The 22,396-nt window shown below is 61.8% G+C and carries 18 protein-coding genes and 2 pseudogenes; 11 read left to right on the top strand and 9 right to left on the bottom strand.

Annotated elements, in window-relative coordinates:
• Positions 1-24: 24 nt before the first annotated feature.
• From JN403_RS15530 to JN403_RS15550, 5 genes are all read right to left on the bottom strand, one after another.
• Positions 25-933 carry a TIGR03915 family putative DNA repair protein gene (locus JN403_RS15530; RefSeq protein ID WP_205483079.1) on the bottom strand — a complete coding sequence of 303 codons (909 nt, stop codon included), beginning with the start codon at positions 931-933 and terminating at the stop codon, positions 25-27.
• Positions 930-2,150, bottom strand: coding sequence for a putative DNA modification/repair radical SAM protein (locus JN403_RS15535; protein ID WP_122538546.1), 1,221 nt, complete (start codon positions 2,148-2,150; stop codon positions 930-932). The genes JN403_RS15530 and JN403_RS15535 overlap by 4 nt, the downstream gene beginning before the upstream one ends.
• Before the next feature lie 82 nt (positions 2,151-2,232).
• Entirely contained in the window at positions 2,233-2,877 is a 645-nt protein-coding gene (locus JN403_RS15540; RefSeq protein ID WP_122624703.1) for an HAD-IA family hydrolase, read from the bottom strand.
• 231 nt (positions 2,878-3,108) lie between these two features.
• Positions 3,109-4,023 carry a 2-hydroxyacid dehydrogenase gene (locus JN403_RS15545; protein WP_205483080.1) on the bottom strand — a complete coding sequence of 305 codons (915 nt, stop codon included), beginning with the start codon at positions 4,021-4,023 and terminating at the stop codon, positions 3,109-3,111.
• Positions 4,024-4,075: 52 nt separating this feature from the next.
• The gene (locus JN403_RS15550; protein WP_205483081.1) at positions 4,076-4,618 is read right to left on the bottom strand and encodes a cysteine hydrolase family protein; all 543 of its coding nucleotides are present in this window, start codon (positions 4,616-4,618) and stop codon (positions 4,076-4,078) included.
• 277 nt (positions 4,619-4,895) lie between these two features.
• On the opposite strand from JN403_RS15550, the gene JN403_RS15555 reads away from it, so the two are divergent.
• From JN403_RS15555 to JN403_RS15605, 11 genes and pseudogenes are all read left to right on the top strand, one after another.
• Entirely contained in the window at positions 4,896-6,017 is a 1,122-nt protein-coding gene (locus JN403_RS15555; protein WP_205483082.1) for a DUF1615 domain-containing protein, read from the top strand.
• Positions 6,018-6,252: 235 nt separating this feature from the next.
• A complete protein-coding gene (locus JN403_RS15560; RefSeq protein ID WP_122538719.1) occupies positions 6,253-6,732 on the top strand; it encodes a hypothetical protein in 480 nt (159 codons plus the stop codon).
• Between the two features lie 266 nt (positions 6,733-6,998).
• Positions 6,999-7,850: an STAS domain-containing protein gene (locus tag JN403_RS15565; protein WP_122538555.1), complete on the top strand. Its 852-nt coding sequence runs from the start codon at positions 6,999-7,001 to the stop codon at positions 7,848-7,850.
• Positions 7,851-7,853: 3 nt separating this feature from the next.
• Positions 7,854-8,216: an STAS domain-containing protein gene (locus tag JN403_RS15570; protein ID WP_037010489.1), complete on the top strand. Its 363-nt coding sequence runs from the start codon at positions 7,854-7,856 to the stop codon at positions 8,214-8,216.
• Positions 8,213-8,617, top strand: coding sequence for an anti-sigma regulatory factor (locus tag JN403_RS15575; protein ID WP_122624707.1), 405 nt, complete (start codon positions 8,213-8,215; stop codon positions 8,615-8,617). Before JN403_RS15570 ends, JN403_RS15575 begins: the two co-directional genes overlap by 4 nt.
• Positions 8,608-9,645: an ATP-binding protein gene (locus JN403_RS15580; protein ID WP_205483083.1), complete on the top strand. Its 1,038-nt coding sequence runs from the start codon at positions 8,608-8,610 to the stop codon at positions 9,643-9,645. The genes JN403_RS15575 and JN403_RS15580 overlap by 10 nt, the downstream gene beginning before the upstream one ends.
• The gene (locus JN403_RS15585; protein ID WP_122538559.1) at positions 9,638-10,519 is read left to right on the top strand and encodes an ATP-binding protein; all 882 of its coding nucleotides are present in this window, start codon (positions 9,638-9,640) and stop codon (positions 10,517-10,519) included. Before JN403_RS15580 ends, JN403_RS15585 begins: the two co-directional genes overlap by 8 nt.
• Positions 10,509-12,448, top strand: a pseudogene (locus JN403_RS15590) (response regulator). Before JN403_RS15585 ends, JN403_RS15590 begins: the two are co-directional and overlap by 11 nt.
• Before the next feature lie 156 nt (positions 12,449-12,604).
• Positions 12,605-14,844: pseudogene (locus tag JN403_RS15595) on the top strand (ATP-binding protein).
• 33 nt (positions 14,845-14,877) lie between these two features.
• Positions 14,878-15,339 carry a response regulator gene (locus JN403_RS15600; protein ID WP_122538564.1) on the top strand — a complete coding sequence of 154 codons (462 nt, stop codon included), beginning with the start codon at positions 14,878-14,880 and terminating at the stop codon, positions 15,337-15,339.
• A gap of 68 nt (positions 15,340-15,407) precedes the next feature.
• A complete protein-coding gene (locus JN403_RS15605; RefSeq protein ID WP_205483085.1) occupies positions 15,408-17,783 on the top strand; it encodes a hybrid sensor histidine kinase/response regulator in 2,376 nt (791 codons plus the stop codon).
• A 250-nt stretch (positions 17,784-18,033) separates the two neighbouring features.
• Here JN403_RS15605 and JN403_RS15610 read toward each other — a convergent pair whose 3' ends face one another.
• The 4 genes from JN403_RS15610 to JN403_RS15625 all read right to left on the bottom strand — a co-directional run bounded on the left by JN403_RS15610 (position 18,034) and on the right by JN403_RS15625 (position 22,193).
• Positions 18,034-18,375, bottom strand: a complete 342-nt coding sequence (locus JN403_RS15610) for an FKBP-type peptidyl-prolyl cis-trans isomerase (RefSeq protein ID WP_122624711.1) — start codon at positions 18,373-18,375, stop codon at positions 18,034-18,036.
• A gap of 93 nt (positions 18,376-18,468) precedes the next feature.
• Complete coding sequence (locus JN403_RS15615; protein ID WP_205487394.1) at positions 18,469-19,071, bottom strand: DUF1349 domain-containing protein; 603 nt, start codon at positions 19,069-19,071, stop codon at positions 18,469-18,471.
• A gap of 181 nt (positions 19,072-19,252) precedes the next feature.
• Positions 19,253-20,836: an aldehyde dehydrogenase (NADP(+)) gene (locus JN403_RS15620; protein ID WP_205483087.1), complete on the bottom strand. Its 1,584-nt coding sequence runs from the start codon at positions 20,834-20,836 to the stop codon at positions 19,253-19,255.
• A gap of 250 nt (positions 20,837-21,086) precedes the next feature.
• Positions 21,087-22,193, bottom strand: coding sequence for a Gfo/Idh/MocA family oxidoreductase (locus JN403_RS15625; RefSeq protein WP_205483088.1), 1,107 nt, complete (start codon positions 22,191-22,193; stop codon positions 21,087-21,089).
• Positions 22,194-22,396: the final 203 nt, after the last annotated feature.

Below are 22,396 nucleotides of genomic sequence, written 5' to 3' on the forward strand. Positions count from 1 at the left end.
GGTGCATAGAAACTTCTGGTGCTCTTACTGAGCCTGATTTGTGTCCGCTGCGGGTGAGGGCACCGTCGGTTTGCCACGAATCACTTTGCCGCGCCGCTCGGCAATCTCCCGCGCCTGACCATCACGCTGGCCACCGGTACGGGCCTCGCTGATCAATGCCGGAATCAACGGCCCCTCTGGCAGATTCTTCCAGAACCGTGCCGGCAGATGACCCTGCATGACTTTCGGATTGAGCCGCGCCGGATTGAAGATGTGGCTGTAGTAGGTCAACCAGAGATTGCCATGAGGATCGTCGGCATTGCGCGCCAGCGACTGCCACGCCTCCGGGCACACCGGCTGATGAATCAGCTGTTTGCCGTCATAGAACACGCCGTCCTTGGGCGTCGCGATCATCCAGCGATGACGACCCATGCGCCCGATGAAATGCTCACTGGCGGTGCGCAGAATGTCATGGGCGGGCTCGTGCCACGCGACGAATTCCGGCAGGCAGGTCATCTCCAGCAACGCCGCCTTGGCCGCGACGTCTTCGGCATTTTCGATCACCGGCAGCGCTACGAAGCGCAAGAATGCATGCAGATGATGGGCTTCACGGCTGACCTGTTTCAGGCGCCGGTGCAGTTCGCTGCCCAGTTTGTCGCCGGCCAGCATGGCCGTGCGATCACCATGGCTGACGCGCCACAGCACCTCATACAAGAGCGTCCAGCGTTGGTCGCCGCAGAATTGCGCGGCGTTCTGCAGCAGTTCCAGCAATTCGAGGGGTATGCGCGCGCGGAACGGACCGGGCTCGTCCGGGTAATCGGTGTCGCTGGCAAACAGGTCAGCGTCCTGTTGCACGCTCCAGCTCACCTGATCCGGGTTGATCTGATGGCTCAGCAGCCAGCGCGCCTGCTGCCGCCAGGTATCGAAGGCGTCGGCGCAATCGAGAATGATCATCCCCACAGCGCCATTTGCTGCGGCTGGGGTTTGTCGCGCAGTTGCTCGCGCAGATCGATGCTCGAGCTGTCAGCCTGGCGAGGATGGTAGTCGCTGGTAATGATGAACGGCTTGGCCTTGGCCAGTACGCAGCGCAGACGGGTCAGGTCTTCGTAACGAATGCGGCGCTGGCGGCGCAGTTCGACCAGGCGCTTGGTGGTGCGAATGCCGATGCCGGGGATCCGCGCGATCATGGCCGGCTCCGCGCGGTTGAGGTCCAGCGGGAAGATGTCGCGATGCTCCAGCGCCCAGGCCAGCTTGGGGTCGATGTCCAGGGCCAGATGCCCCGGGCCTTGCAGCAATTCGTTGGCACTGTAGCCGTAACTGCGCAGCAGAAAGTCTGCCTGGTACAAGCGGTGCTCGCGCATCAGCGGCGGCGCGGCATGGGGCACGCTTTTCGGGCTGTTGGGAATCGGACTGAACGCGGAGTAGTAGACGCGCTTGAGGCGGAAATCGCCGTACAACGATTCGGCGGTGTGCAGGATGGTGCTGTCATCGGTTTCGTCAGCACCGACAATCATCTGCGTGCTTTGCCCGGCCGGGGTGAATTTTGGCGCACGCGGTTCATTCAGCACGGTTTGCTGACCGGTGTAGATGGTCTGCATGGCCTGCTTGATCGAACCCATTTCTTTTTCCGGCGCCAGGGTCTGCAGGCCCAGCTGGGTCGGCAATTCGATATTGACGCTCAGGCGATCGGCGTAACGGCCGGCCTCTTCGATCAGCGCGGGGTCCGCTTCGGGAATGGTCTTGAGGTGGATGTAGCCACGGAATTCGTGGTCTTCACGGAGCAGTTTGGCCACGCGAATCAGCTGTTCCATGGTGTAGTCCGCCGAGCGGATGATCCCGGAGCTGAGAAACAGGCCGCTGACGCAGTTGCGACGGTAGAAATCCATGGTCAACGTCACCACTTCCTCCGGACTGAAACGTGCGCGGGGCACGTCGCTGGACCGACGATTCACGCAGTACTGGCAGTCGTAGAGACAGAAGTTGGTCAGCAGAATTTTCAGCAGCGAGACGCAGCGCCCATCGGGGGTGTAGCTGTGGCAGATGCCCATGCCGGTGCTTGAACCAAGGCCGGATTTGCCCTCGGAACTGCGTTTGGGGGCGGCGCTGCTGGCGCAGGAGGCGTCGTACTTGGCGGCGTCGGCGAGGATGCTCAGCTTGTCGATCAGCTGCATGGATTTTCTCGATACTGTTTTTATGTACAGTATCGAGTTGGTCGGTGATGAACAAGGGCCGATCGGATGGATGGCCGGTCGATCAACTGATGCGCTGTACCAATTCCTTCAATTCGCCGAAATCCTTGACGCGATGGAAGTTGGCATTGCCCACAAAGGCCGAGAAATCGGTGTCGCCGTAGCCCGCCACTTGCGCACCGGCACCGAGCCCGGCTTCAACGCCCGGAACGCTGTCCTCCACCAGCAGACACTGAGTGGGCGGCAGGCCCAGCAATTCTGCGGCGTGTTCGATCAGCACCGGGGACGGTTTCCACGACTGCACTTCATAAGCGCTGACGATCAAGCCGTGGAACACGTCCAGCAGGCCGACTGTGCTCAGGCACGTTTCGATCTTGCTGCGCGGGCCGTTGGACGCTACGCACTTGGGCAGCGCCAGATTGCGCACGAAGTCGACCGCGCCGGGCATTTCTTCCAGTCGCTCCCGCAGCAGCGGCAGGGTGCGCGCTCGGAATTCGGTTTCGATCTCGTCGCTCGGCAGCCATGGATAATCGCGGCAGAGGCCTTCCAGGCATAGCGCAAACTGCACGCCTCGAAAGCGTTGCAGCACCTCCTCGACGCTCAGCAACACCTGATGCTGGTGAAGGATCTCTCGCAGCAACCCGGCGGCCAGCCGTTCGCTGTCAACCAGGGTTCCGTCGCAGTCAAAAATGACGCCGGCAATATTCAAACAGGGTTCTCCTTCTTTTCTCGATCAGGTTGCTTGATCGGAATGCATGTGCAGATGTCTGGAATCCGGGTAGGGGCAGTTCGACCGGCATTATCCTGAAAAGTTGGCATCAGTGTTCGAGCACTGACTTACGGTACGGCCCCTTCAGTCCATGCTCCGGCCGGCAGGCGTTTGAACGTCATTGCGAGCAGGCCGACGGCTTCATCGTCAGACCTGCACGTGAAGCGCCGGTTACAACTCGACCGGCGTGACCAGCGTACCCTTTTCGAAGTAGCCCTTGACGTTGGCGAAGACGAGGTCGGCCATGGCCTGGCGCGTTTCGTAGGTCCCCGAGCCGATGTGCGGCGTGAGTACCACGTTGTCCAGCTTCAACAGTTCGGCGGGCACATTGGGCTCGTCATCGAACACATCAAGACCCGCACCGGCGATTTCCGAGGCCAGCAACGAGGCCACCAGTGCCTTTTCATCGACAACGGTGCCGCGCGCAACGTTGATCAAAAATGACTTGGGTCCGAGGGCCCGAAGCACGTCGGCGTCGATCAGGTGCTGGGTGTCCGGCCCACCGGGGACGATGACGATCAGGTAGTCCGAGTCCTGCGCCAGTTCCCGAAGGTCACCGTAATGCCGGTAGGACACATCGTCGTAGGGGCGGCCACGGCGGAAGTAGGCGATGTTCATCTCGAACGCGGCGGCGCGTTTGGCGATGGTCTTGCCGATCTTGCCCAGGCCGACGATGCCGCAGGTCTTGCCGCACAGGTCGTTGCCGAGGGGGAATTTGCCGTTGGGCCACTGGCCCGCACGCACGAAGCGTTCGGCTTCGCTGATGCGTCGGGAGACGCACAGCATCAGCGCCATGGCGGTTTCCGCGACGGCGTTATTGAGCACGTCAGGGGTGTTGCTCAGCTTGATGCCCCTGCGCGACAAGTATTGGGTGTCGACCGCGTCGTAGCCGACGCCGAAGCTGTTGACCACTTCCAGATTCGGCAGGCGGTCAAGAATGGCATTGTCGGTGCCGAAGACACCGCTGGTGACGACGCCGCGCACCTGGGTCCCGTGCTGGTCGGCCCAGGCCTCGATGTCGTTGATGTCGGCGAGTTTGTGCACGCTGTAATCGCGTTCGAGATTTTGCATCAGCGACGCATGCATCTGACCCCAGACCAGAATGTCGATTTTTTCTCGCTCATTGTTTTCTCCTTGTTCAAACCAGATACGTGTCGGTACTCAGCACCTCGGCATAGGCAAAGCCCAGGGCTGACATGAAGGCGGCGTGGACCTGAGCGGCAGGCACCACGGTGCCTTCGAATTCCAGGTCGCGGCTGGCGCAGGCGTCGTGGATGACTTTGACGGTGTAGCCCATGTCCGCCGCAGCGCGGGTGGTGGCGTCGATGCACATGTGGCTCATGGAACCGATGATCACCAAGTGTTTGATGCCCTTGTCTTCGAGCAGCGCCTGCAGCCCGGTTTCACGAAACGAGTTGGGGAAGTGCTTGAGCACCACCGGTTCGCTTTCCAGGTTCAGGACCTTGGGGTGCAATTTGGCGCCATTGGAACCGGGGGTGAAGAAGGGGGCATCAGCGCCTGATTCATGGCGGATGAACACGACCAGATCCCCGGCGTCCCGAGCTGCCTGAATCACCTTGGCGGCGTTGTCGGCGGCGGCATCGGCGCCTGCGAGGGGCCATTTGCCGCCGGGAAAGTAGTCGTTCTGGATATCGACTACGATGAGCGCTGTGGTGGACATTCGGGCTTCCTTGTTGAATGGGTAGGGTGGGTCAGAGTAATGCCTGCCCGAGCGTAGGGCCACTCCCGCTACACAGGTTCAACGCGATGCGTTTTGTAGGACCGGCTTCAGCCGGGAAGGGGCCAGTGCGTACAACATCGATTTTGCAGCGTGACGTCCGACGCTTTGCCGGCTAAAGCCAATCCCACTATGAAGACCGTAGCCGGCCCTGTTTGAATCAGCGGCGCTTGCTGATGTCCATAAGGCGCCACCCCGTTTGAGTAACCAGCGAGAAGTCATGCCCGTGAATGGAATCAGTCGCCACCTGCACACCCTGGCCAGCCTCATCCTGCTGACGCTGCTCGCGGGTTGCAGCTCGCAACGCAGCCAGGAACCCGCGCCGGAGCCCTCAGTGGTCCGCAGTGAGATTGTGCGGTTGTTGCCTGCCAATGTCGCCGACCGCCAGGGTTGGGCCCAGGACATTCAACGCGCGTTCGAAGTGCAGAAAATCGACCCCAGCCTGGAAAACCTCTGTTCCGTGCTGGCGGTGACCGAGCAGGAATCAAACTTTCAGGTCGACCCGGCCGTTCCCGGCATGGGCAAGATCGCCCAGGACGAAATCGACCGTCGAGCCAGCAAGGCGCACATCCCCAATCTGCTGGTGCGCAGCGCGCTGGACATCCGCTCTTCGACCGGCAAGACCTACAGCGAACGCCTCAGCGCCGCGCGGACTGAAAAAGACCTGAGCGCGATTTTCGATGACTTCATCGGCATGGTCCCCCTGGGCCGCACGTTGTTCGGCAACTTTAATCCAGTGCACACCGCCGGGCCCATGCAGGTCAGTATTGAGTTCGCCGAGCGGCAGGCCCGGGATTATCCCTATCCGGTCGAGGGTTCGATTCGCCATGAGGTATTCGGCCGCCGTGGCGGCATGTACTTCGGCATCGCACATCTGCTCGGTTATCCTGTGAGCTACGACAGACCGCTATACCGCTTCGCCGACTTCAACGCTGGCTGGTACGCCAGCCGCAATGCAGCATTTCAGAGCGCACTGGCGCGGGTGTCCGGCAAGCGTCTGGCGCTGGACGGCGACCTGATCAGCTACGGTTTCGGCCCGGCGCTGGGGCAGACCGAACTGGCCGTGCGCAGCCTTTACCCTCAGCTGGACATGCGTAATACGACCATCCGCAGCCAGCTGGAGAAGGGCGAAACGCTGGCCTTCGAAGACACCGAGCTGTACGCGAAGATCTTCGCCATGGCCGACAAGGCCGCCGGTAAACCGCTGCCGAGGGCAATCCTGCCGGGCATCGTGCTGGAAAGCCCGAAAATCACCCGCAAGCTGACCACCGCCTGGTTTGCCCAGCGGGTGGAAGAGCGGCGCGTACGCTGCATGTCGAGGGCGTCGGGTTCACTGAAGTGAGCGTGTCTTCGCCGCTGCCTTGCTTCCTGCTGAAACTGAACGCCGTTCGTCCGCTTGCGGGCACCCGACCCAGATCCTTCAATCAAATACCGATGGGTGACGCAGGACCGACTGCGCCGCCGTTTTATAGGCAGGAGCCCCGCTTGTGAGTCGTGACATGGAAACACCCACCATCATTACCAGCAGCAATCCGATTGCCGCGGAGCAGTCCGCTAACGCTCAAGTGGCAGACGCCATGCTGTTCGGGTCGCCGAAGGATCGGCTGGATTTCTACCGCAAGGAGATCCAGTACGAGACAGCGATCCTGTCCAACCGCACCAACGCCTATTTGTCCGCGCAGTCTTTTCTGGTGATCGCCTTCGCCTCGTCGATGGCCAACCTCAATCCCGAATGGGGCAAGATGTTCACGCTGGTGGTGCCGCCTTTTCTGACATTGCTCGGACTGATCAGCTCCATGCACGCCTGGCCGGGCATCCGCGCGGCGTACGAAATCATCGACCACTGGCATTTCAAACAGGCCCAGTTGCTGAGCAGTCAACCGGCCATGGGCCTGGCCTATGACGATTCGCCGTTGTTCAGTGAGCACGAATCCAGCGAAAAGGGCTACCGCAAGTCGCTGATGTTTTCGATGCGCACACCGTGGCTGTTTACGGCGTTCTGGTTTTTGCTGGGCGCGTTTTCCATCTATGTTCAGTTGGTCGACAGCGTGTTTTAAGCCGGCGACGACTCCATTGATAAATAAACAATGAAAACCGGGTGATGTTACCTTGACACCTACCGGCGGCAGGCGTATTTCGTGTGCGCGGTTCACGCTGGTTGCAGCCGCGGTGCCCTCGTGGACCCGATAGCTTCCTGGTCCACACCTTGCAGCAACCTGCTGCGCAACGCCCTGCGCTGTTTTTTTGACCCTTTCGCGTATTTCACAGGCCTGCTTACGTCGACCCATTCCAATCCTCGACCTGCACTCACTGGAGCCACCTCATGGCAGCATTACAACAAATCACCGTTGACGCCCTTAAACGCTCCGAATCGCAACTGGCTGCCCAATGGCACGCTGATCTGGAAGCCAGCGGCGCGACGCGTAACCTCAAGCCTGAGGAAATCCGGCAGCAGGTAGCCGATTTTCTGCGCCTGTTGACATTGACGCTGGAGAAGGGCGGCTCTGCCAACATCACCACCGCCGAATGGGACGACGTTCGTCACTTCCTCGAAAAACTGTCCAGCCAGCGCGCTCTGGCCGGTCAGGATTCTCAGCAAACGGCCAGTTTCATCTTCGCCCTCAAGGGCCCGCTGTTCACCCAACTGCAAAACGCTTTCGCTGACCAGCCGTTGCTGATCGCCGAACAGGTGCTGCAGATGTCGGAGCTGCTCGACGGTCTGGGTCTGCACACGATCCGCACCTACCAGAAATCCCGTGAAGCGGTGATCAAGCGTCAGCAGGAAGAACTGCTGGAGCTGTCCACGCCGGTGGTCAAACTGTGGGATGGCGTCCTGGCACTGCCGATGATCGGCACGCTGGATTCGCAGCGCACCCAGGTGGTCATGGAGTCGCTGTTGCAACGCATCGTCGACACCGGCGCGGAAATCGCCATCATCGACATCACTGGCGTGCCGACCGTCGACACCCTGGTGGCCCAACACCTGCTCAAGACCGTGACAGCGATCCGCCTGATGGGCGCCGATTGCATCATCAGCGGCGTGCGTCCTCAGATTGCCCAGACCATCGTGCACCTGGGTCTGGACCTGCAAGGCGTGGTGACCAAAGCCAATCTGGCCGATGCGCTGGCATTGGCGCTGCGCCGTCTGGGCGTCACCCTCACCAAGGCGGTATGAGCCATGGAGCGCATTCCGATTCTGCAGATGGGCGACTTTCTGCTCGTGACCATTCAGGTAGACATGCACGACCAACTGGCGCTGACGCTGCAGGATGACCTGTCCGAACGCATCAGTCGCACTTCGGCGCGCGGCGTGCTCATCGACATCTCCGCGCTGGACATGGTCGATTCGTTCATTGGCCGGATGATCGGCATGATCTCCGGCCTGTCGCGAATCATGGACGCCGAAACTGTGTTGGTCGGCATGCAGCCGGCCGTCGCCATTACCCTGGTGGAACTGGGCATGACCCTGCCCGGCGTGAGCACCGCGCTGAACGTTGAACGGGGCATGAAGCTGTTGCGCGAGCGGGCCTATTCTCAATGAACGAGCGCAGCAGCGGCACTCAGCCCATTCGCATCGAGCAAGATGTCGTGCTGGCGCGGCAGACCGCGCGCAAGCTGGCGCAGGACTGCGGCATGCGCCTGATCGACCTGACCAAGCTGGTCACGGCGGTCAGCGAGCTGGCGCGCAACACGATGGTCTATGGCGGCGGCGGTGACATGGACTGGCAGATTGTCGAAGACGGCCTGCGCGTCGGCGTGCGCCTGACCTTTCGCGACGAAGGCCCGGGCATTCCCGACCTCAAGCTGGCGATGACCGACGGCTGGACCTCCGGAGGCGGCCTCGGTCTGGGCCTGACGGGCGCCAAGCGCCTGGTGGACGACTTCGAGCTGGACACCGCACCCGGCGCAGGTACGCGCGTGATGATCTGCAAATGGACGTGAACCTGCACAGTCATCTGACCCAGGTGTTGTCGATCGAAGACATCAGTCAGGTCGGGCACGCACGGCGCACGGTGCAACGACTGGCCGAACAGGCGGGGTTTGACGAGGCCGATTGCGGTCGCGTGGCCCTGGTCGTCACCGAACTGGCCAGCAATATTCTCAAACATGCGCAAAGCGGCGAGTTGCATGTTCGTGCGCTGCCGGGTGATGCCTCGGGCGATGCCTCGCGTTCAGCGCCGGGCGTCGAGATCATCGCGATCGACCGGGGCAAGGGTTTCGACGTGCAAAACTGCATGGCCGATGGTTTTTCCACCCGCGGTACCCAAGGCATCGGCCTGGGCGCCGTGCTGCGCCAGGCGCAAGTCTTCGATGTGCACAGCGACGCGCGCGGCAGTGTGTTGCTGGCGCGTTTCTTCCCGCGCAAAGCCACGGTCAAAGACCTGCGCATGGGCATCACCCAGCATTCGCTGCATGATGACCCGGCTTGCGGTGATGTGTGGGAAGTCGCGGTCAAGGGGCAGCAGATGTCGATCATGATGATCGACGGCCTCGGTCACGGCCCTGAAGCCGAAGCGGCGGGAATGGCCGGCGCACGTGCGTTCATTCGCAATCCGTTCGCCGATCCGGGCGTGTTGCTGGAGGACCTGCACGTCGACATGCAAGGCAGCCGCGGCGGCGCGGCAGCACTGGTGCGGTTCGACGGCGCGACAGGCAAGCTGCGTTTCATTGGCATCGGTAACATCGGCGCGACGCTGATTGGCGACGAGAAAACCCGCGGCATTCCTTCGCACCCCGGGATCGTCGGCCTGCAGTACCGCAAAATACCGCCGATGGACTATGACGATTGCACCGGGCAGTTGTTGATCATGTTCAGCGATGGCCTGCAATCGCGATGGAATCTTCGCGATTGTCCTGGCCTGGTGTACCGACATCCGGCAATCATCGCAGCGGTCTTGCACCGCGATTATTGCCGGGGCAGGGACGATGTAACGGTACTGGTGATGGCTCTGGAGGCGCTCGATGACTGACAACAACGCCCGTGTGACGCCTCAGGGGTCTATCGAACTTGAGCTGGAACGCTCGCGCGCCGAAGCCGTTGCCCTGCGCACCGAGCTTGACGAGACCAACCAGGGCGTTCTCGCGCTGTACGCCGAACTTGAGAATCAAGCCGACCAATTGCGTCAGGCTTCCGACCTCAAGAGCCGTTTCCTGTCCTACATGAGCCATGAATTTCGCACGCCGCTGGGGTCGATTCTCAGCATCGCCAGTCTGCTGACCGATGAGCTGGACGGTCCCCTGAGCGAGGAACAGCACAAGCAGGTCGCTTTTGTCAGTACGGCCGCACGGGAGTTGAGCGACATGGTCGACGACCTGCTGGACCTGGCGAAGATCGAAGCCGGCCGCATCAGCATCTCGCCGGCATGGTTTGACATGTTCGACCTGTTCTCGGCACTGCGGGGCATGTTCCGTCCCATCGTCGATGCCTCCACCGTGGACCTGATCTTCGAAGCGCCCGTCGGCTTGCCCCGGCTGTATACGGACGATCAAAAACTGGGGCAGATTCTGCGCAACTTTATCTCCAACTCGCTGAAGTTCACCCAGCGCGGTGAAGTGCGCGTCTCGGCACGGCTGGAATCCGAGGACTCGGTTCGCTTTGCGGTGACTGACACCGGTATTGGCATTCCCCAGGAGCTTCATGGTGCGCTGTTCGAGGACTTCACTCAGGTCGATTCGCCCCTGCAGAAACGCCTGCGCGGCACCGGTCTTGGCCTGTCGCTGTGCAAGCGTTTTGCCGAATTGCTGGGCGGGCGTGTCGGCGTGGAGAGCGAGCCCGGCGTGGGCTCGACGTTCTACGTGGTGATCCCGTTGGCGCTGGCCCAGGAGCCTGCCAATGAAGCCTGAAACCCGGCTGCTGATCGTCGACGACAATGCCGCGACCCGGTACGCCTTGCGGCGTCGGATGGAGCGCCAGGGGTTCAAGGTGGCGGAGGCCGGCACCGGCACCGAAGGTCTGGCGCTGATCGCCGAGCGCTTGCCCGACGCGCTGATTCTCGACGTCAATCTGCCCGACATGAGCGGCTTCGACATCGTTCGTCAGCTGCGCGCTGCGCCCCGCACGGCGCTGTTGCCAGTGGTGCACGTTTCGGCGGCGTCGATCCAGACCGGCGACATCGTCACCGGTCTGGAAGCAGGTGCGGACGCCTATCTGGTGCACCCGGTCGACCCCGACGTGCTGCTTGCCACGCTGCGCACGCTGTTGCGGGTGCGTGATACCGAATACGCATTGCGTGACAGCGAAGAGCGTTTCCGCGAAATTTTTGCCAACGTCTCGGCGCCGATTGCGGTCATGGACGGCAGCCTGAACGTTCACGAAGCCAACCACGCCTTTGCCCAACTGCTGGGTCAAGGCGCCGATGAGGGGGCGGTGCTGCGCAGCTTCAGCGAAGATCAGGGCTCGGCCCTCGACGGCCTGCGCGAAGCGCTGGGCGCAGGGGAGCGCTGGATGGGCACGCTGAGCATGCGGGTCAAGGGTGAACTGCGCGAAACCGAATGGCAGGTTTCGCCGTACCGGGAGAGCGGCATGAGCCTGGTGTTCATCGAAGACGTCACCGAGCACCGCCGTCGCGAACAGTCGCATCTGCAGCAACTGGACTCGGTCAACAGCCGGCTCGCCCATGAAGTCGCCGAGCGCGCCCGCACCGAAGAACAGCTGTTGCAAGCGCAGAAGATGGACGCTATCGGCAAGCTCACCGGCGGCATCGCCCACGATTTCAACAACCTGTTGACGGGTATCGTCACCGGGCTGGAGCTGGTCAAGAAACGCACCGAAGACGGCCGCCCCGAAAAAGTGATGGTGTATGCCGATGCCGCGTTGGCGTCGGCGAAAAGCGCGTCGGCACTGACCCATCGTCTGCTGGCTTTCGCCCGCCAGCAGCCCCTCGATACCCGTGCATCCGACGTCAATCAGTACGTGCGTTCCCTTGAGGACCTGCTGGGTCGCACCATCGGCAAAGGCATTTGCCTGACGCTGGAGCTGACTTCACGCAGCGCGGTGGCGATGGTCGACGCCGGCCAGCTCGAAAGCGCCGTGCTCAATCTGGTGATCAATGCCCGGGACGCGTTGCCGTCGGGCGGCAACATCTGGATCAGCACTTTCGAGACCTACTCCCAGGGCCACTCACGCATGGCAGATGGCGCGTACATCGCCCTGACCGTGCGCGATGACGGCGTCGGCATCGAACACCACTTGATCGACAAGGTATTCGACCCGTTCTTCACCACCAAGCCGATCGGCCAGGGCACCGGCCTGGGCCTGTCGACGATCTACGGTTTCGCCCGGCAGTCGGGCGGCGACGTGCAGATTCGCAGCGTGGTCGGTCACGGCACCGAGGTCACGCTGCTGTTGCCGGCGGCGGACGAGCAGAGCGTCGAGCCGCCGCAGCCTTTCGCTGTCGCCGCGCAGGGCGCGGGGAGCACGTGTTGATCGTCGAAGACACGGCGTCGGTGCGCATGTTCGTCAATGAGGTCCTCACCGATGCCGGTTACCGCTGCACCCAGGTGGCCGATGTCGGCACGGCGCTGTCGTGCCTGGAGCATGACGGCACCATTGACCTGTTGCTCACCGACGTGGGCATGCCGGAAATGAACGGCCGCGAAGTTGCCCAGCGCGGCCGAGGGTGGCGGCCCGACCTGCCAGTGCTGTTCATGACCGGCTACGCGGAGAACGCGCTCAACCGACAGGATTTTCTGGGCGAACGGATGGACATGATCCTGAAGCCCTTCCAGTTGGTTGAATTTCTGTCGAAGGTGAGGGCCATGCTCGACAGCTGATGCGAATGGATGGTTTTTTTCTCGCCAATCAGTGAGTTCGGAGTATTTGAGCCGGTCGGTTTTTGTTAACGTGTGCGGCATTCCCATCCGTGCCGCTTTTGCGGCACACATTGCCGACGCCGTTTGCCCAAACGTTGAAGGTAAAGGAGCAAGACCTTGACCCTTAGCGACGACGCCCTCAAGGGCGCGATCGAGCATTGCGCGCGTGAACCGATTCAGATCCCCGGCAGCATTCAGCCCCAGGGATTTCTGCTGGTCGTCGACGAAGCCGCTTCTACGGTCATTCAAGTCAGCGCCAACGTCAGAGACTGGCTTGGGCTGGATCCGCAGGCGCTGATCGGCGCATCCCTGTCCAGTGTGTTCGCCGAGCCTGAGCGCCTGCTCCAGCGCCTGGACGCTCTGCCTGACGAAGAGCAAAATCCTTTTCACATTGGGGAAGTGCGTTTCCTGCCAGGTTCGAGTGCCGGCCAGCCGATGACCATGATGGTCCATCGTCACGATCAGGTGCTGATCGCCGAGTTCGAGCCGGCTGGGGACATGAGTGGCGCGTACGGCAACGTCTACCCGCTGATGCGCGGCTTCATCAGCCAGATGAATGTGGAAGAAAGCATCGAAGCGCTGTGTCAGCGCTCGGTGGCCGAGGTCAAGCGCATCACCGGTTTCGGCCGGGTCAAGGCTTATCACTTCGATGCCGATGGCAACGGGCTCGTCAGCGCCGAAGCGCTGGATGAAGATTACGAAAGCCTGCTCGGCCTGAGCTTTCCGGCGTCTGACGTGCCTGCCCAGGCCCGGGCGCTGTACCTGGCCAACCGCATTCGCGTCATCGAAAACGCCAACTACCAGCCATCGCCGCTGGTACCCGGCAACAACCCCATGACCGGCGCGCCCCTGGACCTCACTTTTGCCACCTTGCGCAGCGTGTCGCCCGTGCATCTGCAGTACATGCGCAACATGCAGACGCTGGCCTCGATGTCGATCTCCATCGTGGTACGCGGGCAGTTATGGGGCCTGATTTCCTGCCACCACGCCACGCCACGCAGGGTCACCTTCCAGTCCCGCACTGCCTGCGAACTGTTGGGCAGCGTGTTGTCGCTGCAGATCGAGAGCAAGGAAGCCCATGCCGCCAACCAGCGCATGCTGAGCCTGCGCCGGCAGATCGTGCAGATGCTCGCAGCCATGGCTGACCTCGACAGCGTCACCGGCGGCCTGCGCACGATGCCCGAAGTGTTGCTGGGTTTTGTCGGTGCCACTGGCGCGGCAGTGATTTCCGGCGCCAGCGTCGATGTTTACGGCGAAACCCCCGAACGCGAGCAGATCGTCAAGCTCGCCGACTGGTTGAGCGGCCGCGATCCCCACGAGGTCTTCCGCTCCGACAACATCAGTCGCGACATCCCAGAGCTGCCCTTGCTGGCCAGCTCGGTCAGCGGCGTGCTGGCGACGGCGATCTCCGAGCTGCATTCCAACTTCATCATCTGGTTCCGGCCCGAGCAGACCCGCGTGGTCAACTGGGCCGGCAAACCCGAGAAAAGTGTCAGCCCGAGCGGCTCGCTGAGCCCGCGCAACAGCTTCGCCTTATGGGAGGAGACCGTGCGCGGGTTCTCCAGACCCTGGGACGACATGGACTGCGAAGCGGTGATCGAGCTGCGTGCGGCCGTGCTGGGCATCGTCCTGCGCAAGGCTGAAGAAATGGCCGCACTGGCCGATGAATTGAAGAAATCCAACAAGGAGCTTGAAGCATTTTCCTACAGCGTGTCCCACGATCTGCGCGCGCCGTTGCGACACATCGCCGGCTACGCCGAGTTGTTGAGCGACATTGAAGGCAGCAAGTTGTCCGACCGGGGGTGCGCTTCCTGGAAAACATCAGCGAGTCGGCGCGCTTTGCCGGCACGCTGGTCGACAACCTGCTGAGCTTCTCGCAGATGGGTCGGTCGGCGATGCGTTTCTCTGATGTTGACCTCAACGCCATGGTCGAATCGATCCGCCGGGAGATGCTGCCCGATTACGAAAGCCGCACGCTGGAATGGAAAGTCTCCCAGCCGTTGCCAGTGGTCATTGCCGACGCGGCGTTCCTGCACCTGGCGATGCGCAACCTGCTGTCCAACGCGATCAAGTACACCCGCAACGAGAACCCGGCAGTGATCGAGGTGGGCAGTTACGAGGAAGACGGCAAGGTCGTGGTGTACATCCGCGACAACGGCGTAGGCTTCGACATGGCCTACGCCGGCAAGCTGTTTGGCGTGTTTCAGCGCCTGCACCGCATGGAAGAATTCGAAGGCACCGGCATTGGCCTGGCCAGTGTCCGACGGATCATCGAACGCCATGACGGCACCGTCTGGGCCCATAGCCAGTTGGGCCATGGCGCCACTTTTTACTTTGCGCTGCCCAAGCGCGGTTGACCGTTACTCTTTGAGTGTCGAAGGAGACGCCCAGTGCTGAAACCCATTCTTCTGGTGGAAGATAATCCAAACGATCTGGAGCTGACCCTTGTCGCCCTTGAACGTAGCCAGTTGGCCAATGAAGTGATCGTGCTGCGTGACGGTGCCGAGGCGCTTGATTACCTGCTGCGCCGCAACCATCACCACGACCGTGTCGCCGGTAATCCGGCAGTGATGCTGCTGGACCTGAAGCTGCCCAAAGTGGATGGCCTTGAGGTGCTCAAAGTCATCCGCGAAACCGAGGAACTGCGCAGCATTCCCGTGGTAATGCTGACGTCCTCCCGCGAAGAGCCGGATTTGAACCGCGCCTATTCACTGGGTGTGAACGCTTACGTGGTCAAGCCGGTCGAATTCAAGGAATTTGTCTCGGCGATCTCGGACCTCGGCGTGTTTTGGGCCGTTTTGAACGAGCCACCACCGGGCTCCCTGCGACTCGCACGCCGTCCAGGCTCCTGACTCCGGGGCTTTCGGACCGGCACTTATAAACGCCGAACCAGCCCCTTCTGGAACAATGACTTTTATTCATGCCGTTATCGCAGCTTAAATTGCTTTTGGTCGAAGACAGTTCGCTGGATGCCGAACTGATCCTGCTCACCCTCGAAAACAGCGGGCTGAAGATCGACGCCACGCTGGTCTACAACCACCAGGACGTCGAGCGTGAGCTGCTGGCCGCGCGTTTTGACCTGATTCTCAGCGATTTTCTGCTGCCGGGCTCTTCAGGGGCGGATGTGCTCAACAGCGCATTGCGCCTGGCGCCGCAGACGCCTTTCATCTTTTTGTCCGGGATTTTCGGCGAGCAGCATGCCGTCGAAATGATGCGCATGGGCGCCATCGATTACGTCCTCAAGCAGAACATGAAGATGCTGCCCAAGGCGGTCATGCGCGCGGTCTCCGAAGTGCAGGAGCGGGAAAAGCGACTGTACGCCGAGAAGACGCTGCAAGTGGCGGAAGTGCGCGCGCAGCTGGCGATCGAAGCCGCGGACATGGGGGTCTGGACGTACGATCCGCGCACCGACACGCTGCTGTGGGACGAGCGCTGTAAGGCGCTTTACGGCGTTGACGCCGACGCTTCCGTCAGTCTGGTCCTGATGTTTCTGCTCTGCCACCCGGAAGACCGCGATCAGCTGCACAGCAAGGTCATGGCCGCGCTGACGGTGGACACTTCCTTCCAGATCGAGCACCGACTGATCACTAATGAAGGCGAGGAACGGTGGGTGTTCTCCAACGGTCGCTCGGTGTTTGAAGAGGGCCGATGCGTGCGCTTCACCGGCGTCATGCAGGACATTACCGAGCGCAAGCACGCCACCCAGGCGCTGCATCAGCTCAACGACATCCTCGGCGAACGTGTCGTGCAGCGAACCCGTGAACGCGACCGAACCTGGGAGCTGTCCCGGGAATTGCTCGGCGTGCTGCATTTCGACATGACGCCGATCGCCCTCAACCCGGCATGGGAATCGACGCTGGGCTGGGCGCGCGATGAGGTCGGTCGGCAGCGTTTGAGCGAGTTGATTCATCCGGATGATCTCGGAGCCACGTTGCGCGAAACCGCCAGCGTCGCCGAAGGCCATGTCTCGACGCGTTTCGTCAATCGCATGCGCCATACCGACGGTGGCTACCGCTGGTTGTCCTGGACCATCGTGCCGGACGACGGCCTGATGTACGCCGCAGTCCGCGACATCACCGGCGAGCGTGCGGTGGTGGACGAGCTGGCGGCGACCAACAAGCGCCTGCGTGATCAGATCAAGGAGCGCGAGCGCGTCGAGGCCGCCCTGCAGCAGATGCAGCGGCTGGAGGTGGTCGGCCAATTGACCGCCGGCGTTGCCCACGACTTCAACAACCTGCTGACGGTGATTCTCACCAGCGCGAATTTCCTCAGCCGGGATCTGGAAAAAGGAGTGTTCACCAAGTCTCCCCAGCGCCTGCAAAACATCCGCGAAGCGGGCGAGCGGGGCGCTAAGCTGACCAGCCAGCTCTTGTCGTTCTCCCGTCGCCAGCGTCTGGAGCCTGTTGCGCTGAACCTCAACGACACGATCGCCGGCATGCGCGAACTGCTTGGCCGTGCGCTGGGCGGCAGTGTGTGGGTAGAGACCGAACTGGCCGAAGACCTGTGGAGTGCGCTGGTCGACCCGACGCAGACCGAGATGATCATTCTCAACCTGGCAATCAACGCCCGGGACGCCATGCCCCAGGGCGGGCAACTGCGCCTGAGCACCTGGAACGAGATGGTCTATCGCCTGCCGCTACGGCCTGAAGACCCAGAGCCCGGCGCCTACGTGGTGTTGTCGGTGAGTGACTCCGGCTGTGGCATGAGCCCCGAAGTGCTGGCCAAGGCCTTCGAGCCGTTCTTCACCACCAAGGCGGTGGGCAAGGGTTCGGGACTGGGTCTGGCGCAGGTGTTCGGTTTCGCCAAGCAATCGGGTGGCGGCGTCAGCATCGATACTGCCGAAAACGCCGGCACCACGCTGCGGGTTTACCTGCCGAGTGTTGCGCGCACCGCAGTCCCGGTCATCAGCGCCTCCGACATGCCCGGTCGTGCCGACGCCGACGACAAGGACCGCACGATTCTGCTGGTCGACGATGACCCGGACGTACGCTCGGTGACGGCGATGATGCTGGTTTCGCTGGGTTATTCGGTGGTCGAAGCGGACAGCGGCGACGAGGCGCTGAAGAAACTCGACCCGAGCATCGAACTGCTCCTCACCGACTTCGCCATGCCCAACATGACCGGCGGCGAACTGGCCGAAATCGTCCGCCGCGACCACCCGCAGCTGCCGATCATGTTCATCACCGGTTTCGCCGACATCGACATCCTCGATGTCGACCCAAAGCTGATCGTGCAGAAGCCGTACAAGGAAGAAGAGCTGGCGAAGAAACTGGCCGATGTGTTGATGAAGGCGTAGGTCCGAGATTGTGGGGGCGAAGGCAGGCTCCCAGGTTAGGACCGGCTGTGGCCGGGGAAGCGTTGGTTGTCCTACTGTGGGACTGGGGGCGTACACAGTGGCCTCTTCCCGGCTGAAGCCGGACCCACAAAACCCATCGCGCACACTCAACGTGACGGTGGGCGACCCCATATTGTGGGACCGGCTTTAGCCGGGAAGGCGTCGGTAGCCATATCGCAAAGCCTTGGATGAATACCGCTCGTCAACCACCTCAATCATCCCGCGTCAGCACTTCCAGCAGCTCGATCTCAAACACGAGGTTCGAATCGGGTTTGATGTGCGCGCCCATTGAGCGCTCGCCGTACGCCAGCGCCGCGGGCACCCAGAGCTTGCGCTTGCCGCCGACCCTCATGCCCATCAGCCCGATGTCCCAACCCTTGATCACCCGCCCGGTGCCGATGACGCACTGAAACGGCTTGCCACGTTCCCATGAGGAATCGAACACGGTGCCGTCTTCCAGGGTGCCGGTGTACTGCGTGGTGATCAGCGCGCCTTTGACGACGGCCTTACCGTCGCCCTGGTGCAGATCAATGATGCTCAGTTCTTCATTCATGTTCAGGTGTCCACAACGAGAGGGGGATGCAGGTCAGCCGGGCGTAAGCAGCCGGTCAAATCAGTTGCCTGACTGGCCCGCCCGGCAGATTGGCTAGCTCAGGTCATGCAGGTCTCGCCCGAGAGGCGGGCTCAACAACCATTCGGAAAAGCTCACCCTTAACCCTTGGCGCTCCGGTGTACAGCACATAGGACCCACCGTGTAGCTGTCCGCGTCTGGAAAGGGAGCAAGTCTAAGCAGCGGCCAAGTGATGCCATCGGTGGAGTATTGCAGACGCAGCACGCCATCGGAAACGGTCACCCGAAGCCAGAAATCGGTCGGGTCGCCGGAAAAGCAGCCGGGTGCCCAATCCGACTTGCCCTGGGTCAGCACGCTGCTGATCATTGGCATTCCATCGTTGTATTCGATTCCTGCCTTGAGCCAGGTCTCCTCGTTGAGCCTGACCATAATCCCCGCCTGGTCATAGAGCTCGCGAAAATCGGCGTTGATTCTGACTTGCGCGGTAAAACCTCTCTTGGTCTTAAACCCCAGGAAATGGCCGCTGTCTCGAATGAACCCATAATGGGTTTCACGCCAGAAATCGGTTTGGAAATCCGTCACAAGCTCCAGCGTGTGGTCATCCACACGGCAATGGCTCGGCTTGTTCAGCCATTTGCCAGCTAGCCAAGTTGGCCCTTCGCCGAAAAGGCTGGCCATTTCAATCTGCTTTTCATCCACCAAGCTACCCCCTCCATTAAGAGCTAAATCCAGCCGTGCCAACGCTCCACACTGATCCCAAGGCAAAAAAACGGCACGGCCCCTCACAGGGTCGCGCCGTTTCTCGTTGGTGTGACGCATCGGATCTGATGAACAATACCTGACGAATCAGGCTCCTTCATCAGGCGATGACGTCAGTGCTCCACTCGCCGTTCACCAGGCGCTTGAGGCCCAGCGGGTTGGCGTTCTGCAGAGCGGCCGGCAGCAGGCTGTCCGGGTAGTTCTGGTAGCAGACCGGGCGCAGGAAACGATCGATCGCCAAGGTGCCTACCGAAGTACCGCGGGCATCGGAGGTCGCCGGGTAAGGACCGCCGTGCACCATCGCGTCAGAGACTTCGACGCCGGTCGGGTAGCCATTGACCAGAATGCGGCCGACTTTCTCTTCCAGCACCGGTACCAGCCACTGGTACTTCTGCAGGTCGGCGGTTTCGCCGATCAGCGTCGCGGTCAGTTGGCCGCGCAGGGCCAGCAGTGCGGCTTTCAGTTCAGCGTCGTCAGCCACTTCGATGAGCAGCGTGGTTGGGCCGAAGACTTCTTCCTGAAGCAACTCGTCACCATTGAGCAACATGCTGACGTCCGCCTTGAACAGCTGAGCCTGGGCCTGCTTGCCTTCCTGCGGCTTGCCGGCCAGGTGCGTGACGCTTGGGTGTGCCAGCAGCTTCTCGACGCCTTTGCTGTAGCTGCGCAGGCCGCCTTCGTTGAGCATGGTCTGTGGTGCCTGACCGCCCATGTGCTCGGTCAGTTGCTCGGTGAACGCCGTCAGGGCAGCGGAGCGAATGCCGATCACAACGCCTGGGTTGGTGCAGAACTGGCCTGCGCCCATGACCACGGAGGCCGCGAGTTCGCCCGCGATGGCAGTGCCGCGCGCTGTCAGTGCGCCGGGCAGGAGGACCACCGGGTTAATGCTCGACATCTCGGCGAACACCGGGATTGGCTGCGGACGCTCGGACGCCAGTTTGCACAGGGCGTTACCGCCGTGCAGCGAACCGGTGAAGCCGACGGCCTGAATGGCCGGGTGCTTGACCAGACCTTCGCCAACGCCGCTGCCGAAGATCATGTTGAACACACCTTTTGGCATGCCGGTCTTCTCGGCGGCGCGGACGATGGCGTTACCGACCAGATCAGCCGTCGCCATGTGGCCGCTGTGGGCTTTCACCACAACCGGGCAACCGGCAGCCAGTGCCGAAGCGGTGTCGCCGCCGGCAGTGGAGAAGGCCAGCGGAAAATTGCTGGCGCCGAACACCGCCACCGGGCCAACGCCGATGCGCTGCTGGCGCAGGTCGACACGTGGCAGTGGCTTGCGGTCAGGGAGGGCTTGATCGATACGCGCGCCGAGGAAGTCACCGCGACGCAGGACTTTGGCGAACAGGCGCATCTGGCCGGAAGTACGGCCACGCTCACCCTGGATTCGACCGGCCGGCAGCGCGGTTTCCTGGCAAACGAGGGCAACGAAGTCATCGCCCAGGGCGTCGAGTTCGTCAGCGATGGCGTCAAGGAATTCAGCGCGACGGGCCGGGCTCAGCTGGCGGAATTCGAGGAAGGCGTCTTTGGCGGCCGAGGCGGCGGCATCGATTTCCGCGTCGGTGGCCTGATGGAAGGTGTAGGGCAGTGCTTCGCCAGTGGTGGCGTCGAGGCTTTTATAGCGTGCTTCGCCGAGGCCACTGCGGGCGCCGCCGATGAAGTTCTGACCGAGAACGGTAGGCATCTGCTTCTCCTGTTATTTTTGGGGCGAATCGATCAGGCGTGGGGCCTGATGGAGGAATTCGAAATCGTATGAAGCGTAGCGGTGACGAGCGCAAGGGCTTATCGAAAAGTCGACAGTCATCATACAACTGCATTTTTTCAGCCGCAAGGCGCGCCTCGCAGAGGCAATGTCCAAAGCCCGGCGAACAAAATAGCCGGGCTCTGGATTGCGATCAACGTGTGTACGCCGTCAGACCTGATCAACCAGACGGTCAGGCATTCGGCTCATCGGTATTGATGTATTCCGGCACTTTGGCCAGCGGCAGGCGACGGGCCTGCTCGATACTGATGCCCGGGCGCTCCGGCAACGGCTCAAGCTTCTGCGGCTGCCCGGTGGTCAGCGCACGTTCAATGGCCTCGACCACACGCACATCGCGCCAGCCCTCGTCGCTGTCCGGCTCGGGTTCGCGGTCCTGAAGGATGCAGTCGGAGAAGTACTGGGTCTCGCCGCCGAACTGGTCAACCACCGGATGCGTGTGCTCGGTGGTCTGGCCGTCGATGATCGCCCGGTAACCGATTGCCACGCCTTCGCCGAAACCGAAGCATGGCGAGGCTTCGAACTCACCCTTGGTGCCGATCAGCTGGAAACGCTCGGTGGACGGCAGGCTGTAACTCACGGTGAAGGTCGCCAAACGTTCTTCGGCAAAGCGCAATGTCACGTTGACCGTGTCGAAGGTGTTGATTTCGCGTCCCGGCGTCTTGATGCCAACGGCGTGGACCTCAATCGGCTCGGCGGCGAACAGGTTGCGCACGGCGTTAATGGGGTACGGGCCCATGTCGGCCACGGGACCTGCATCGAAGCCGCTCTGCATGCGGTGGTTGGCCGGGTCGGTGGTCTGGGCGAAGGTGGCGGTGAACAGGCGCAGGTCGCCGAGGTCGCCGGCACGCACGCGGTGGACCATTTCGACGGTGCCGGGCTCGAAGTGCAGGCGGTAGGCGACCATCAGTTTGGCGCCCGAGCGTTTGGCGGCTTCGGCAATGGCCAGGCAGTCTTGTTCATTGGCAGCCATGGGCTTTTCGAGCAGCACGTGGATGCCGGCTTCGAGTGCGGGCACGGCGAATTCGCGGTGGCGGAAGTTGGGGGTTGCCAGGTAAATGGCGTCGATTTCGCCAGATTTCAGCAGGGTGTCGAATTCGTCGTAGTGGTAGCTTTTGAGGTCGTAAAGTGCGGCCAGTTGGTCGGCTTTGACGGGGTCGCCGGTGACCAGGGCGGTCATGACGGAGTTGTCGGTCTGTTCAAGTCCCGGCATGAAAGCGCCTTGGGAGATCCAGCCTCCAGCGACCACTGCGTAGCGGATTTTGCCGTTTGCGTCTGGCATGTATAAGCCTCCATTTCTCAGCGGACGGTGTGTCCGGCAGCTCTGTAGTCGGCAGGTTCCGGGGTTAGAAGTTCCATCGGATTGTGTCAGGTGGATCTGTGGCGTGGCTTGGTGCGGCAAGATCAACAGCGTCTGCCTGGGGGCAGACTGTTTCGCCTTCGGCGAGTTACTTGGAAAAGCACCCCAAGTAACCAAGGGTGCTT

Origin of the sequence: Pseudomonas sp. 15A4, from assembly GCF_016925575.1 — a bacterium.
Classification (GTDB): Bacteria; Pseudomonadota; Gammaproteobacteria; order Pseudomonadales; family Pseudomonadaceae; genus Aquipseudomonas.